At 22.5% G+C, this 16,253-nt stretch carries 15 protein-coding genes; 4 read left to right on the forward strand and 11 right to left on the reverse strand.

The genetic code is table 4. The features are described from left to right. Window positions 1–10 precede the first annotated feature (10 nt). The 5 genes from AACK92_RS03525 to AACK92_RS03545 all read right to left on the reverse strand — a co-directional run bounded on the left by AACK92_RS03525 (window position 11) and on the right by AACK92_RS03545 (window position 4,399). The gene (locus AACK92_RS03525) at window positions 11–193 is read right to left on the reverse strand and encodes a hypothetical protein (RefSeq protein WP_339020247.1); all 183 of its coding nucleotides are present in this window, start codon (window positions 191–193) and stop codon (window positions 11–13) included. Then, window positions 181–972, reverse strand: a complete 792-nt coding sequence (locus AACK92_RS03530; protein WP_339020248.1) for an SGNH/GDSL hydrolase family protein — start codon at window positions 970–972, stop codon at window positions 181–183. The genes AACK92_RS03525 and AACK92_RS03530 overlap by 13 nt, the downstream gene beginning before the upstream one ends. After that, a complete protein-coding gene (locus AACK92_RS03535) occupies window positions 972–1,907 on the reverse strand; it encodes a hypothetical protein (protein ID WP_339020250.1) in 936 nt (311 codons plus the stop codon). Before AACK92_RS03535 ends, AACK92_RS03530 begins: the two co-directional genes overlap by 1 nt. Before the next feature lie 701 nt (window positions 1,908–2,608). Further along, a complete protein-coding gene (locus AACK92_RS03540; RefSeq protein WP_339020252.1) occupies window positions 2,609–4,252 on the reverse strand; it encodes a hypothetical protein in 1,644 nt (547 codons plus the stop codon). A gap of 45 nt (window positions 4,253–4,297) precedes the next feature. Further along, a complete protein-coding gene (locus tag AACK92_RS03545; protein ID WP_339020253.1) occupies window positions 4,298–4,399 on the reverse strand; it encodes a lipoprotein in 102 nt (33 codons plus the stop codon). A 166-nt stretch (window positions 4,400–4,565) separates the two neighbouring features. On the opposite strand from AACK92_RS03545, the gene AACK92_RS03550 reads away from it, so the two are divergent. From AACK92_RS03550 to AACK92_RS03565, 4 genes are all read left to right on the forward strand, one after another. Further along, window positions 4,566–4,895 carry a hypothetical protein gene (locus AACK92_RS03550; protein ID WP_339020255.1) on the forward strand — a complete coding sequence of 110 codons (330 nt, stop codon included), beginning with the start codon at window positions 4,566–4,568 and terminating at the stop codon, window positions 4,893–4,895. Next, on the forward strand, window positions 4,862–5,644 hold the full coding sequence (locus AACK92_RS03555; protein WP_339020256.1) for a DDE-type integrase/transposase/recombinase: 783 nt from the start codon (window positions 4,862–4,864) through the stop codon (window positions 5,642–5,644). The genes AACK92_RS03550 and AACK92_RS03555 overlap by 34 nt, the downstream gene beginning before the upstream one ends. Window positions 5,645–5,817: 173 nt before the next feature. Next, window positions 5,818–6,102 carry a hypothetical protein gene (locus AACK92_RS03560; protein ID WP_339020257.1) on the forward strand — a complete coding sequence of 95 codons (285 nt, stop codon included), beginning with the start codon at window positions 5,818–5,820 and terminating at the stop codon, window positions 6,100–6,102. Continuing rightward, window positions 6,081–6,971 carry an IS3 family transposase gene (locus AACK92_RS03565; protein ID WP_339020259.1) on the forward strand — a complete coding sequence of 297 codons (891 nt, stop codon included), beginning with the start codon at window positions 6,081–6,083 and terminating at the stop codon, window positions 6,969–6,971. Before AACK92_RS03560 ends, AACK92_RS03565 begins: the two co-directional genes overlap by 22 nt. Before the next feature lie 429 nt (window positions 6,972–7,400). On the opposite strand, the gene AACK92_RS03570 is transcribed toward AACK92_RS03565, so the two are convergent. The 6 genes from AACK92_RS03570 to AACK92_RS03595 all read right to left on the reverse strand — a co-directional run bounded on the left by AACK92_RS03570 (window position 7,401) and on the right by AACK92_RS03595 (window position 16,110). After that, window positions 7,401–8,318 carry an ABC transporter ATP-binding protein gene (locus AACK92_RS03570; RefSeq protein ID WP_339020261.1) on the reverse strand — a complete coding sequence of 306 codons (918 nt, stop codon included), beginning with the start codon at window positions 8,316–8,318 and terminating at the stop codon, window positions 7,401–7,403. 15 nt (window positions 8,319–8,333) lie between these two features. Beyond that, the gene (locus tag AACK92_RS03575; protein ID WP_339020262.1) at window positions 8,334–10,103 is read right to left on the reverse strand and encodes a hypothetical protein; all 1,770 of its coding nucleotides are present in this window, start codon (window positions 10,101–10,103) and stop codon (window positions 8,334–8,336) included. 231 nt (window positions 10,104–10,334) lie between these two features. Then, the gene (locus AACK92_RS03580; protein ID WP_339020263.1) at window positions 10,335–13,223 is read right to left on the reverse strand and encodes a cation-translocating P-type ATPase; all 2,889 of its coding nucleotides are present in this window, start codon (window positions 13,221–13,223) and stop codon (window positions 10,335–10,337) included. Between the two features lie 664 nt (window positions 13,224–13,887). Further along, window positions 13,888–14,310 carry a hypothetical protein gene (locus AACK92_RS03585; protein WP_339020265.1) on the reverse strand — a complete coding sequence of 141 codons (423 nt, stop codon included), beginning with the start codon at window positions 14,308–14,310 and terminating at the stop codon, window positions 13,888–13,890. A 591-nt stretch (window positions 14,311–14,901) separates the two neighbouring features. After that, window positions 14,902–15,888 (reverse strand): hypothetical protein, encoded by a 987-nt coding sequence (locus AACK92_RS03590; protein ID WP_339020267.1) that lies wholly within the window; start codon window positions 15,886–15,888, stop codon window positions 14,902–14,904. Between the two features lie 33 nt (window positions 15,889–15,921). Beyond that, on the reverse strand, window positions 15,922–16,110 hold the full coding sequence (locus AACK92_RS03595; protein ID WP_339020268.1) for a hypothetical protein: 189 nt from the start codon (window positions 16,108–16,110) through the stop codon (window positions 15,922–15,924). Between the last annotated feature and the right edge of the window lie 143 nt (window positions 16,111–16,253).

The following is a 16,253-nucleotide window of genomic DNA, read 5'->3' on the forward strand; positions in this document are numbered from 1 at the left end:
TCTTTCTTTTTTATTTTTGTATTCATTTTTTATCAATTTCTTTAAAGATAAATTCTTTTACAAATTCATGACCTACTTTTGTTGGATGAACAAAATCTAGGAAAAATAAATCATCTTCTTTACCTTCATTACCAGATCTAACTGTTGCTTTAACTTCTAAATTGTTAAAATCTATATCGTTTAAATCTGACATTGATGAATCACATAATTATCTGATTGTAATTTTTTATTATATTTTGGAATCAGTGTCATGTCTGGAGGTGTTAGAAAAATTATTTTTTTAACACCATTATTTAATAATGTATATAATGCATTTTTAATATTTTCAAGTGCATCTTGCATTATTTCTTCTCTTTTTTTAGAATCATTTAGATTATCTAAAATAGCAAACATATCATTTCCACCTATTTCTACAAAAAATAAATCATCTTGATGAATTACTTGTTGTTCAACAAGTGATTTAGCTTGTTTATAAATTCCAGTATTTCCCATTAATATTGAAGCAATTCCACCTTGTTCATATGCTGTTGCTCCACCAATAGAGTAATTTTTACCTCAAACTTTTTCATTATTGCGATTAATATCAGATTTATGAACTAAATTTGATGAACCAAACTCTTGAGTTGAAAAGTTTAATTTACTATTTATTAATGATGCAGTAGTTGGACCGTTACTAAATCAACCTTTATATTCACCTGAAATTTTAAGATTAACTTCTAATTCATCTTTAGCTATTGTAACTAATCCACCTTGATCGCTTAATGAATCACCAAGTGTAAAAAAGTTAGAAAAACCAATGTGATTGCTTTTATCATCACTTGTATCTTTTGCATTTCTTTTATCAAATTGTGTTCCAATATTTTTATCAAACTTAAAGTTGATCTCATCAGATTGTGGAATACAAGATAAAACAGCAGATGAAGTTGTTGTTAGAAAACTAAGTGAAGCAATTAGAGATAATAGTTTTTTCATTATTGATTATTTCCTTTCTTTCAATTTATAATTCATAAAGTTAAAAATGTTAAAAATGTTGGAAGTATAACTATTAGAAAAATAAATAACAATATTACACCTGCTCTAAAAGTTTCTAAAGTATTTGTAAAAAAAGGATAAGATAATTCTTCATGATTAACACTTTTTTTAGTCATATTTGATTCATTTAATTCTTTATTTTTAAAAATACTGTGACCTAAAATGTTAAAACCAAACTTAATATTTTCAATTTGCTTATTTAAAAACCAAATTTTATTATTAATAATCATAGTTCCCAAAGACTTTTCTATACTTATCCCTTCTAAATCTGGACCTTTAGATTTAATTCAAGAATCATAAACTTTTTGATCAATAATTGTTTGATCTCTTTTTACTTGTTTATAAAAACTTGAAGAAAAAGCTTCTTTTAATCCTCCACTTTGAAACATTCATTGAATGCCACTGTGCACATAAGCATAACTTAAAAATTCTGTTGCTACTGCTTTGTCAAATTCTATTAAGTCTAAACCTAGATCATAAAGATCTACATCTTTTTTATTCTTAATATCTTCACTTCATCTTTTTTCAAATCATTTTTCTGAAAATTTAATGTATTTTTTTTTTTTTTTTACAAATAGTTCTTTATCTTCATAACTATTTAATGTTGAAAGTGCATCATTTATATATGCACTTTTAATAGCAGAATTCATAACTTGCTCATAAACAACATCTTGACCATCTATTACATACATACCTTTTGGCATAATTTGTTTAATTTGTTTTTCAATACTATTTATAAATTTTTGTGATTCTAATCCAATTCCTGGAGTTACCATTAAAAAACTTAACAGAAATAGAAATGAAGCTATTATTGAAGATATAATTATTTTCAATTTTAGTTTTTGTTCAAAAAAATTTTTAAATTTTAATTTCATTTTTTTCATCCTTTTGTTAAATATTTATTACAATTTTATTTGGAATCTAACACTTAAAATATTAGATTCGATAAAGGATAGTTACATAAAATGTAACTAATTTTTTCACTCAATAATCTCTAAAAAATATTTTTAATTTTATTTTAAATATTATTTAAGCTTAAATAAATTATATTATTTTATCTTTTTTATATCAATAAAATTAATAGCATACAAAAACTTGACTTTTTATTTTTTTATAAAGTCTAAAAAAAAATTTTCAAAAAGATGCCTATTTTAATAGCTTTTTAAAAATATAATTTATTAGTTAATTATTAAAGAAAAATGAAAAAATATAGAAAAAAAAGAAAAATAAAAGAATATTAAAGTTACTTTAAAAAAGCCCCTATTAATAAGGTTTTTTATTGGGAATTTATTAAAATATAAAGAATTTTTAAAATATAAAAAAATTTTTATATTTTAAGTAAATATAAAAAGTTTTTATCTTATTAAAATAAAATATTTTCAAATTCTTCTTTAATTCAATTTTAATTAAAATCTATTCTAAATTTAATTATTGCTAATATTTTTTATTTTTATAATCTTTTATATAATTTTGTTCTTCTAATTTTGAAATTTTTAGACTAAGCTAATTTCTGAAATAACTAATTTTGTTTTATCTTTACTATAACTTAATTTAATATTAAACACATATATTACTTTTAAAACAAAAATACTTCATCTTTTATTATATTAAAATAAATATTCATTTTTACGATTCCAAACAAATCAAATTGTAAATAATTAAGTTTTTCAAAAAAATTTTCTTTACTTTGATTAGAAAAAGCTTCATCTACTTGAACAAAAAAGTTGTTATTACTACTGTTATTTTCGAATAATAGACCTTTTTGTTGCTCATTATTATTTTCATTATAATTTATTAAATATTTAATATTTGAATTTACAAAAATATTTTTTGTCATATTTAATAAACTTAATTTTTTCTCCAACTCTATAAAATAAAATATATTGAATTTTTGTAAACATTCATTTATTTCTTTAAATTTAAAATAAGAATTGATTCTAAATTCATCTCAAACATCGTTTTTATTTTTATAATTTATATTAAATAAAAATTTATTATTATTAATTATTCTAGGACCTCAAAGTTCTTTATAAACACCAAATAATTTCAATGATAAATCTATAAAACTCTCACTAATCTCATCATTTTCACCATTCATTGAATAAGAAATCGCCAACTTAAAATCAGGCAACTTATGCTGATAAGAACTATTTCCTTCTCCAATTGCAATAACAGGAGCAACAAAATCAGCATATCCCATAGCCACTGCTAAATCATAATAACTATCAGTTACCTTATACTTTTCAACCTCCACAGAACTTAAAAATTTATTTAAAAACTCATCTTGAGCAACTTTATATTTCACTCTATTTTTCTGCAAAGTTCTTGAATTAAATACTTCTGACTTTAAAGTTTCTTTTATTACCTGTTCATCTCCTAAAAGAATTTTTGAAATTTCTTCTCGATTTTTATTTTGTTGAAAACTTATAGCATTTTCTTTATCAAAATTATTCATAATCAAATACTCTTTATTGTCTAATAAAAAATCATTTGATCTATATATACTTCTTTTACTATAACTAATATCTAATTTTGGAAAAGCAAGTTTAAAATACTTATCTTTAAGTAACTTCAATAAAGCTTGATGAAAATCTTCACTATCATTATAATACTTTTTCAACTCAGCATTTGAATTTACATAATACTCATAATCTTGTTTTTCTCCTTTAATATCACTTCACTTCAAATTCACATACTTTTGTGTTTCTTGTGAAATAAACATATCCTTTGCAATATTTTTATACATTTCCTCTCCTACTTTTTTAAACGACTCACTTTCTGTTGAAGTATACTTCAATACTCCTGATTGCTTAAACTTCTCAATATCATTAAGTCCTTTATAATTAGTCACAATATTATAATCCACTACCACATTACCTATATAACTTCCCTTAACCACTTCTCCTGAATTTATTTCAAAATTATCATTAAAAACCAACTCAACATGTTCAAAAACCGAATCCTCCTCATCTAAAATAATTTTATATTCATTAACTTTTTTTAATTCATTTAATTTCTGTTTTAACAACTTAGTTTGAAATAATTTCTCAACATCACTAGTCAACTCTTTTTTGTGTTCAACTGTTAATTTATTCTCTGATTTTGAGAATTTTTTAATATTTTCTTTATTCAAAAATTTATAATCATTCTTTACATCTTCTACACTAATCAAATTACTTACAACCTCTTTTTCATAATGCTCTGTTCATATTTTTGTCACATCCTGTTCAAAATTTCGAAAAACCTGAGTAATATCTTTTTTAGATTATTCTGGTTTATTGTCAGATTTTGCAACACACGCAACAACACTAACAGTTGACGATGTAACAACCCCTAATGTTGCCAATACACTTAATAACTTTTTCATATTTTCCTCCTTTTTTTAAAACTTTTATAAAACAAACAAATAATTCAAGTTGATATATATGATTGTAAAAAAAAAAAAAAAAGTCAATACTTTTGACAAAGATTATAGACGAAGGTTCCCCCATTTTAGGAGACACTTTTATATAATAATAGAAAGTAAAAAATATATGGCTAAAAAAGGACAAAAGTTTAGAAAATGAACTCAAGAAGAAAAAGAAAAAATTATTGAATTAAGTTTGAATTGCTATTCTCTAAAAGAAATAGAATTAAAATTTAACTCAACTACTGGATCAATTGGAACAATAATTAACAAATATAAAAATGCAAAGATAAGTGAAGCAAAACCTCGCTTGCCTTATAAAATAGATTACAGCATATCTCAAAAGGCAAATGATTTGTTTATAGGAGTTCTATTCGACTATAATAAAGAATTAATTAAGGAGAATAATATTTTAAAAAAGCAATGAGCCTCCAAGGGCGAAACCAAAAAGAAATAATTCAGGAATTATTAATAAATACGAAATATAATCGAACAATAATTTGCAAAATTTTAAATATTAATAGAACATCAACATATAAAGAAAATAAAACTTTAATGAATTTCCTCAATGATACAAGAATTATGAATTTAGTGATTTCAGAAATTGAAAAAAATAATTTTCTTAGTGCTTATAGTGCTAAAAGATGATCTTTATATTTTAAATTGAATTATATTGACCCTTTTAGGATAAATCACAAAAAATTAGAACGTATATTTAAAAAATTTAATCATATTGCATATTATATTAAGAAACAAACTAAACATGAAATTAAAAAATATAAAGAAACTATTAGAAAAAATTATCTTAAAGAAGCAAAAGAAATGGGATTTGAAAACATTTGAACTAGTGACATAACTCAATTTTCAGTTAAAACAAAAAAAGGTTATATTTGCACAGTTCAAGATAATTTAACTGGAGAAATAATAGGAAAATCTAAAAGAATAGATAATCAAAAAACAAATTTTGTGCTTGAAGCTGTAAAAATGGCATATAAAAATAAAAAATATTTAGGTCCAATATTATTACATTCAGATAATGGAAATCAATATACTTCTGAAAACTACATAAATTTATGTAATGATTTGCAAATCATTAGAAGTTATTCAAAACCAGGAACACCTCATCATAATGGCAAGCATGAAAGTTTTCATAGTCGTTTAAAAGATGAAACTATAAGAACATGTCATATTGAAAACATCAATTAATGCTTAAAAATAGCATGAGCATGATTAGATTTTTATAATAATGATAAAATCAGAATAAATAAAAAATGATAAAAAAAAAAAAAAAACGTTCCCTCTATAGGAGGAACCTTCGACTGAGTTGAAAAAAGTAGGCATTAAAATTTATGTAAAATATTTAAAAGGAAGAAAAAAATATGGCAAAACTTGGTCAAAAATTTAGTAAATATAGTGAAGAATTTAAAGTAAATGTAATACTTTATGCAAATGAAAACGGTGTAACAAAAGCTTATAAAAAATATAAAGTGCCAATGGGAACAATTGGAACCTGACAATCAATCTATATAACAGATAATAATTTATGCATTAATACAAAATCTAAAGAAGATAAATCAGAATTAGAAAATTTGAAGGAGAAATATGAATCCTTAAAAAAGTCTTTAACCTCATGAGAAACTACATGTCTAAAGAGGAAAAAATAAATTTTATTAAATCAAGAGATTATAAAACAACAATTAAGGAACTACTCGAGTTACTAAATTTAAAAAAATCCTATTGAGATAAATATAAAAATCATTGTTTCATAGATAAAAAAAATAAATTTGATTATATAAAATACGATATTTTAAAAGTATTTAATGATAATAGAAAGCAATTTGGATATAGGCAAGTTTCAAAAGAACTATCTCATAAATATTCAACATATATAATTCGAAAAGTAATGCGAGAAAATAAAATTATAGCTAGATTTGCTAAAAATCAATTAAAAAAAGCAAATAAAAGAAAACTACAAAATTCAAATGTAGAATATCCAGATCTTGTTCAAAGAAAATATAGTGCTGTCAAAGAAAAATACAAAATTTTATATACAGATATTACTTATTTAATTTGAAAAGGAAAGAAAGCTTATAAATCAACAATAATCGATGGATTCACAAAAGAAGTTATTTCATCAGATATTTCTTATAAAATGTCTGCAAAATTTGTAATTGCTACTTTAAAAAGAGCAATTAATGTTATTAAAAAAATAAAAGATCCGAGTGGAATAATTATTCACTCAGATCACGGAGTTCAATACACAAGCAAAACGTGAAAAACTGTTTGTGATTCGAACAATTTAATTATATCAATGGGAGCGAAAAAAACATGTGCAGATAACATTGTTATTGAAAGTTATCACTCTTTACTTAAAAAAGGAACAATTCATAATAACAAATATGAATCACTTGAACATTATATAACTGATGTTATTGAATGAGATAAATGATATAACTCAAAAAAATCTCAAAATAGTTTTTTAAATATAGAATGAAAAAATAAAGATGTCTTTTATGGCACAATAACTATATAAATAAAAAAAATAGGCATAAATATGCCTACTCACTTCAACTCACTTTATTAAAGGAAATTCGCCAGATATTAGCTTATGAAACTTTTTTTCTAGTCTAAAAACAAAAGCTATTTACATTAAACATAAAAGTAAATAAAAAAGAAATGAATTAATTTAATCTGTTGTTGATTATATAATTTTTTATAATGTAATGAGAACAGTTTTAAAGTTTAATGGATTAACATCTTATTGAATTTTTAAATAAAAACACAAAACAAAATTGTTCAGTGTAAAATATATTAAATTTATGTCTACTTTTATTGATAAGTTTACTATAGAAGTACTCTTATTTTTTTATTCTCATCAAACTAAAAATAATGAAGTTTTTTATGAAAAAATACCTATGCAAATAAAAAAAATAGACGTAAATACGCCTACTCACTTTATATTTTAATTTTTTAATGCTTTTTGAATAGATTCAATATTTATAGGTAATCTTACAATATTTTTTAAAGGTAATTTATTTTTTACTAAATATAAGAATAAGAAATTAATTTGTTGATAAGTATTAAAAGCAACAATAATTGAGTTTTCAAATTCATCAAACTTAAATACTTTTATATTTTTTTCTTTTAAAAATACTTTAAAAGTTTCTAAATCAAAAGTATTTTTAATATAAACTTTATATTTTTCATAAATATTTAAATCAGATTTTTTACCATTAAAAACACATTCACCATTATCTATAATTATTAGATCATCAACAATATCAATAATTTCATCAATATTGTGAACTATAATTATAATAGTTTTATTTTGTTTTTTACATTCAATTAAAAGTGTTTTAATTTTATTTCTTCACAAAGAATCAAGATTAGCTCCTGGTTCATCTAAAATTAGAATTTCAGGTTCCTTTATAAAACACAAAATTAAATTAACTCTATTTTTCATTCCTCATGAAAAAGACTTAATTTTTTTATCTTTTGATTCTCAAAGATCAAAGTATTTTAATCAATGTTCTATTCTTTGAACTGAATCTTTTCTACTTATTCCCATAGTAATACAAATATCAAATAAAAATTTATAACAACTTATTTCATACAAAGAAAAATCCATTTGTGTATAATAACCTATTTTTTTGTTAATAGTATAATAATTTCCTTTTTTACGACTAACATTATCAATTGAAATTTCTCCTCTAAATTTTTTAATAATTCCCAAAATAGAATTTAAAATAACAGATTTTCCACTCCCAGATGGTCCTAAAATAGCTGTAATTTTAGATTTCTCTATAGAACAACTTAATGGTCCTATTTTTTTTGATTTAAATTTTTTAACAAAATTTTTAAATGTAACTAAATCATTCATACTTTCACCTCTACTCTAACCACTTAGATCCATTCTTTTAAATTTTATACAAGCAATAAAATTATTTAAAAAACCTAAAACTATTTGTGCTATTGCATAATAATATGGAGGAATAAAATTATTATATGTATCGCCTATAATTTTATTATATGAGTCTAATTTAAATTTATAACTTGGTTTTGCAAGAAATAAATTATCTTGTTTATTAAAAGATATTTTATTTCTTGCATCTGGTTCAAATCATATGTCTTCATAACTTTCTCCACCAAAGTATCTATAATTTTGTAAAACATTTGATGTAAAGTTTAAGTTTAATAAATAATTATAAATATCTCTAGATTTTTCATACTCATTTCATTCATCACCTGAAACAATTTTAGAATCGTTAAGTATTGTTAAATTATCTGTATACATTAAAAAATAATTTTCTAATAAATGCATTGATAACATAGTTTTAAAGAAAAGTTTATTTTCTATTAAATCTTTTGAACTTTCTATTTCTAAACCTAATTTATGATCTGCAGGTGAATAATAATATTGATAAATATCTACTAAATTTTTTGGTTCAAATAAAAATTTTTCATTAGTAATTTCATTTTCAATTCAGTTTACATTTTTATCATCTTTATCATCAAATAAAATAAAATCACTAAAAAAACTATTTGTAAAGAATTTAAAATCTGTTTTATATTGAAAAATATAATTTGTATATTCTATAAATTGAGTTAATACTTTTTTAAGGTTAGGTTCTTGTGTATTATTTATTTTTTCTTGAATTTCTTCAATTGATAAAAACTTATATTTTAAATTAAATTTAAAAGTTACTTTTTTATTAATTCAAAGTGCTAGATCTTCAAAATTTTTATTTATTGAAATTATTTCTGTTGGATGATCTAAATAAATTGTAGATGGTTGTTCTTCAATTACACCAATTGTTCTTCAAAATTCAATTCTTTTTTGAATACTTTCTGAAAGTTCAAAACTTGTTGAAGCTCTTGTATCAGTTACATATTTATTTTCAATAAAATTTTTAAAAATCTCTAAACTTAAATCTGGAAATCTTATTTGTCCATTTAAAACTTGTTTTTTCAAATCATATGAGTCATAAATCATATTTACTTTTTTGGTTAAAGTTGATGAAGATGCGTCACTATAATAATTTAGTTTTAATGTTTTATGATCTTCTCATTGCTTTAAAAATAAATAAGGTAAATTACTAATAAAAGTAATTGACATAATTAAAGTAGCCATAATTGTTGAAACTTGAATATTTGAAAATAATGTTATCATTGAGAAAAAACCAATAAAACACAAACAACTTGCAAAAGAATAAACAAAGAAAGTTGAACTTATTCTAAACATAAATCAAGAAAATTTTAAATAAGATAAGTAATTAATAGAATTTAAAAGTATAAATGGAATTAAACATATTATAAAAGTTAATAAAATAAATGTAAAATAATTATATAAAAATAATTTCTTTCTAGATATTTGTTGAACAACTTGAATATTTAAAGTTTTATCATTTACTTTTGAAATATAAAAAAATTGAACAAGTCTTAAACAGATAAGAAATAAATTTACAAATACTCCAATTAATAAATAATAATCATAAAATTTCAAAAAGAAAGCATTATTTTTTTCAAAAGCTGAAAAAATACTAATAAAAATTGTAAAAATTAAGAAAATTAAATTTAAAACTATAAAAGATTTTTCTTTAAATACCATCCTAAAATTAAATTTAATAATTCATGTTAAAGGAATTTTTTTCTTTAATTCTTTCATATTAATAGACACCTTCTGTTCTTCAAGACTAAAAACACTAAAATTATTTTACTAGATTATGGAACTTATTAAAATAATTTAAAACAAATATAAAATAATTTTTATGAAATAAAATAATTTTTATGAAATATACTTTTAAAAAAAGATAATTTAAGTTTATTAATAACTTAAATAGAAAAAATCAATTAACTAATACTAACCAATAAAATTAAGTTATAAATTTATAAAAATTTAACTTATTTTTTTCTTATTTTTTCTTTTTTGCTTTGCTTTTTGCATGTCTAATTCAACTAATTCTTGAGCTAGAATTCTATTTCTTCTTCATGGATCTGGTTTATAATGATAAATTGTAAATACAACTCCATCTAAAATTAGCATACAAATTACTGGTAACAGTGAGATTGCCAATGAACCTGGAATTAAGTATCAATTTGTTGAATTATAACTGCTTAAACTATTTAAATTTAATATTTTTTCATTAAATAGAGGAAGACAAATTGAAATTAAATTTAAAACAACTGCTATCATACTTGCTATTCATAAAGGTTTATTTGTAACTATATTTATTTTTTTCTGTGCTTTTCAATTTGATAATTTTATAAAATTTGCATAGAAACATGGAGAACAAGTTATTACAATAAACATTGCAGTTCTACCATAATCTCCTATTTCAATTTTATCTGTTACTGAAACATTTTTACTTCTTAAAGCTTCATATCAGTTTGCATAATTATGATTTTCTCCTAGAATTTGTTGCAATTCATTTTGATTTACAAACATCATTCCAAAATAATAAGCTCCAATTGAAGTTAATGTTGTAAATAAAATTATTTTAAATAAAGTATATCCTAAACCTTTAAAAAGTGAATTTTTACCTTTAACTGGTTTTATTTTCATTAAAGTATCATCGTTAGAACCCATTCCCATAGCAAGAGCAATTATTGATTCTACAATTAAGTTCATTCATAAAATATTTGTAGCTTCTAGTGGAGAAACTGAATTTATAGTTGACAAAATAAAAATTGACAAGACGTTTGCTAAGTTTACACCAATAACAAAAGCAATAGCTCTTTTAATTTTTTGATAAACATTTCTTCCTTCGTTAACACCTTTTATAATTGTTTCAAAGTTATCATCAGTTAAAATAATATCACTAGCTTGTTTTGCAACATCAGTTCCTGTTATACCCATAGCAACACCAATATCTGCTTTACTTAAACTTGGAGCATCATTTACTCCATCACCAGTCATTGATGTAATATTTCCCTTTTGTTTTAAAGCATCAACAATTCGAACTTTATGTTCTGGATTTACTCTTGCAAATACTTTGATTTGCTCAATAACTCTTAATAATTGTTTGTCATCTAAATTATTTAAAGTTTCACTGCTCATAACTTCATATTCTGAATGTGCTAAATCCAAATCTTTTGCAATTGCAAGAGCAGTTACAGCATGATCTCCTGTAATCATAACAACTTCGATTCCAGCATCATGAGCTAATTGAACTGCATTGACTGCTGATTGTCTAACTGGGTCAATCATTCCTAGTGCACCTAAAAATACTAAATCATGTTCTAAATCATCTTTATCTTTTAAACTATCATAATTTAAATGATATGCAAATGCTAAAACTCTTAAAGCATCTTTTGAAAGTTTATTTGACATTTCCAACAATATTTTTTTATCTTCATTGGTAATTTCTCTTAAAAAATTATCAACCATAATTTTTGTACATCTTTGAAGTAATTGATCTATTGCTCCTTTTGTAAAAATAGTATTAACTTTGTTAATTTCATTAACAGTTGTCATCATTTTTCTTTCACTGTCAAAAGGCATTTCATCAATTCTTTTTCAAATATCTCTTGAATATTGCTCATCATAGCCAATTATTTCAGCATAATCAATAAGAGCTAATTCTGTAGGATCTCCAATTCTTTCAGTTCCTTCAGTAACTGAATCATTGCATAAAACTAATGCTTTTAAAAATAAATCCATATGATTATCATTTTTTTCTTGTGCATATTCATTTGAAGAAATAATCTTATTGTCCATAATCATTTTTTTAACAGTCATCTTATTTTGAGTTAATGTTCCTGTTTTATCTGTACAAATGAAATTAACATTTCCCAAAGTTTCAACTGCTTGAAGTTTCTTAATAATAACGTGCTGTTTAACCATTTTTTTAGTACTAATACTTAGTGTTATTGACACAACAGCTGCTAAACATTCTGGAATAACACCAATTGCTAAAGTAATTGCAACCATTAAGTAGTTTGCTCAAGCTTTTTGATCTCCACTAAAGAATAATGTTGTAAAGATTAAAACTGCTAAAATAAAGCTCAATCCACTTATTCAATAAGTAAATGAATTTAGTTTTTTCTCTAATGGAGTTGATTCTTTTTCATTCTCATTTATTGATTTAGCAATTTTTCCAATTTCAGTTTCTTGTCCTGTTTTAATTACAACTCCAATTGCTCTTCCTGAAGTAATAAAAGTAGACATAAATGCTATATTTTTCATTTCAGCCAATATTGTTGTTGCTTCTTTTAATGCTAAATGAGTTTTTTCAACAGGCAATGACTCTCCTGTTAAATTCGCCTCATCAATTACTAAGTCACTTGATTCAATTATTCTTAAGTCTGCAGGAATATATTTTCCTGCTTCTAAAACAACAATATCTCCAGGAACTAAATCACTTGCATCTATTTCTTGTTGCATATCATTTCTAATAACAATAGCTTTTGGTTTAGAAAGAGATTTTAAAGCATCCATAGATTTTCGTGCTTTAATAGTTTGTACAGTTTCTAAAATAGCATCTATTAAAACTATTGAAAGAATAACAGCAGCATCTATAAATTCAGAGGGTTTAATATGACCACCATTTGAAATAATTGGAGCAACAATTGATATAATTGCAGCTCCCATTAATACTAATAAAATTGGTTCAACTAAGGTTTTTAGAAATACTAAATATCAAGGAGTTACTTTTCCTTGAGGTAGTTCATTTAGTCCATATTTAGCTCTTTTTGATTCAACTTGATCATTTGTCAAACCTTCTTTGATATTTGTTTCTAATTTTTTTTCAAGTTCCGAGTCAGAACCTAAGAGATTTTCATCCATATATTATTCCATTTCTTTTAATTATATTAAAATTATAACAAATTTTATAAATTTATTAAAAGTCTTTAAAAAAGGGTTAATTATATAAAATATCAATAAGTTAAAGAAAAATTTTTTTCAAGTAGATTAATTGGATGTAAAAATAAACTATAATATAGTTCATTGCTATTTTTCTATATATAACATAATATTTTTTTATTTTCCTTCTTTTTTAAAACCTTTAAAAAAACAAATAAACAATTTTAATTGATATGTATAAAACGTTTGCTCTATAGAGCAAACGTTAAAATATAATGCTACTAGAACTTTTTATTCCTTGCATTTCTTGAAATTCAAAATTCATAAAGCATCATAAGCCACTTATAAAGCGGTAATTTTGAATTTGAAATAAAATTACATTTCCTAAATGAAATAGCAGATTTACACAACAAACAACAAAATGAGTTGTTTGAACATATGTAAATTTTAGAATTTAAATCATTTGGACATAAGATATTAAAGTGTTTTTTAATTCAAACTAAACACTTTTTTCTGTGTCAAATAATTCTATAAAATCAAAATTTTTCATATAAAAACGCTCTAAATATGAATAAGGGAAAATTTTCTAATAAATAAAAATATAAGTTATATAACTTATATTTTTAAATACTTATAAATAATTCTTCTAAAATAGATAGATGTATTCTTTCATATCAAATCATCCTTCTAAGGAAATATTCATTTTTACTATCCCAAACAAATCAAATCTTCAATAATTTAATCGTTTAATTATATTATTTTCACTGTTCTTTTCATTTGCAAATTTAATCCTAAAGAATGTAATATTATTTTTATTATAAAATCACATTTGATCGTTGAATCTTAAATCAGATTTTTTTACATCCAATGAATATACAATATTTGAACTTTTAAAAATATTTCTTGTCATATCCAATAAACTCAAACTTCTCTCAAATTCTTTAAAATAATATGAACTATATTGATTTAAATAATTATTAATATCTTTTACATATCAATCATTCGTATCAAAATTAAATAATTTTCAAATTTTTTTACTAGAAATAGCACTCGAATAATTAAGTGCCATTAAATTATTGCTTTCTAGTTTTACAGGTGTATGAGCTCAAACTTCTTTATAAACACCAAATATATTTTACAAATTATTAGAAGCTATTAAAAATCTGAAACACCTTATCATAATAGCAAATATTGAAGTTTTCATAGTTACTTAAAAGATGAAACTATAAGAACATGTCATATTGAAAACATCAATCAATGTATAGAAATAACATGAGCATAATCAGACTTTTATAATAATAGAATTAGAATAAATAAAAAATGATAAAAAAAATTCCCCTATAGAGGGGAATATAATATTACTTTAAACAATCATAACTGAATCAGACCTATTATCTTTACTAAAATAAATATTCATTTATACTATCCCAAATAAACTAAATGTCAAATAATTAATATTTTTGAAAAAATAATTACTTTCACTAGATTGATATATATAAAAATATCCATTATTTCACCAATTTGTGTAAAGCTCAACTTTACTAAATAAAAAATTATTATCTTTACTCGTATTTACTAAATTTGAAATATTAGAACTTGTAAAGATATTTCGTGTAATATTTAATAAATTCAAAGCTTTCTCCAACTCTATAAAATAAGATTATTTATAATTATTGAAATAATAATTTATTTCTTTAATGTTCATGCTTTTAGAGATTTTATCTCCTTTTCAAATATTTTTATTTTGTTTATAGCTCCTTCTTAATATAAATCTTTTATCTTCTATAGTTTGAGTTTCTCAAACTTTTTTATAAACACCAAACAATTCCAATGTTAAACCTATAAGAGCTTTATTAATAACAATTTTATCTTCTCCATTCATTGAATAAGAAATAGCCAACTTAAAATCAGGCAACTCATGATCATATGAAAAATCATTATTCCCTATCTTAATAACAGGACCAGCAACAACAGCATAACCCATAGCCACTGCATACTTATAATATTCTGTTCGTTTATACTCAGCTAATTCAGTTTTACTCAAAAAAGTATCTAAAAAAGCATCATGAGCAACTCCATATTTTTTCTTATTTTTTTCTAAAGTCAATAAATTAAATACATCATTTTTTAAGACTCTTGTTATTACTTTTTCATCTGCTAAAAGAATTTTTGATATAGTTTCTGTATCTTGACCTTCTTTCAATTTTATAGCATTTTGATCATCCAAATTATTTATAAATAAATAATCCTTATTTTTTTCTAAAAAATTATCTGTCTTATAAATACTTGTCTTAGCATAAGCAATCTCCAAATCAGGAAAATATTTACTAAAATATTTATCCTTAATAGTTTTTAGCAATCCTTTTTGAAAACCTGCATTTTCATTATAATATTTTTTCAACTCATAATTTGAATTTACATAAGCTTCATAATCTTGTTTTTCTCCTTTAATATCACTTCACTTCAAATTCACATACTCTTTTGCTTGTGAATAAGTAAACATATCCTTTGCAATATTTATATACATTGCATCTCCTACTGTTTTAAAAGATTTACTCTCAGTTGAAGTATACTTCAAAGTTCCTGATTGACTAAATTTTTCTACATCAACAGGCCCTTTATATTGAATTACAACTTTATAATCCACTATCACATTTCCTATATAAACTCCTTGAGACAACTACCCAGATTTTATTTTAAAATTATCATTAAAAAGTAACTCAAAATGTTCAAAAACCGAATCCACTTCATCTAAAATAATTTTATATTCATTAATCTTTTTTAACTCATTTAATTTCTGTTTTAATAAATCAACTTTAAACATTTTTTCAACATCAGCTGTCAATTGTTTTTTCTCTTCTACTGTCAACTTATCTCTATTAACTGGATTTGAATAATATTGAATATTTGATTTAACTAAAAATTCATAATCATTATTTACATCTTCTAAAGTAATTAGATTAGTTGCTACCTTTTTTTCATAATGTTCCGATCATATTTTTATTACATCCT

This window comes from Spiroplasma endosymbiont of Atherix ibis (assembly GCF_964020005.1).
GTDB lineage: Bacteria > Bacillota_I > Bacilli_A > Mycoplasmatales > Mycoplasmataceae > Spiroplasma_A.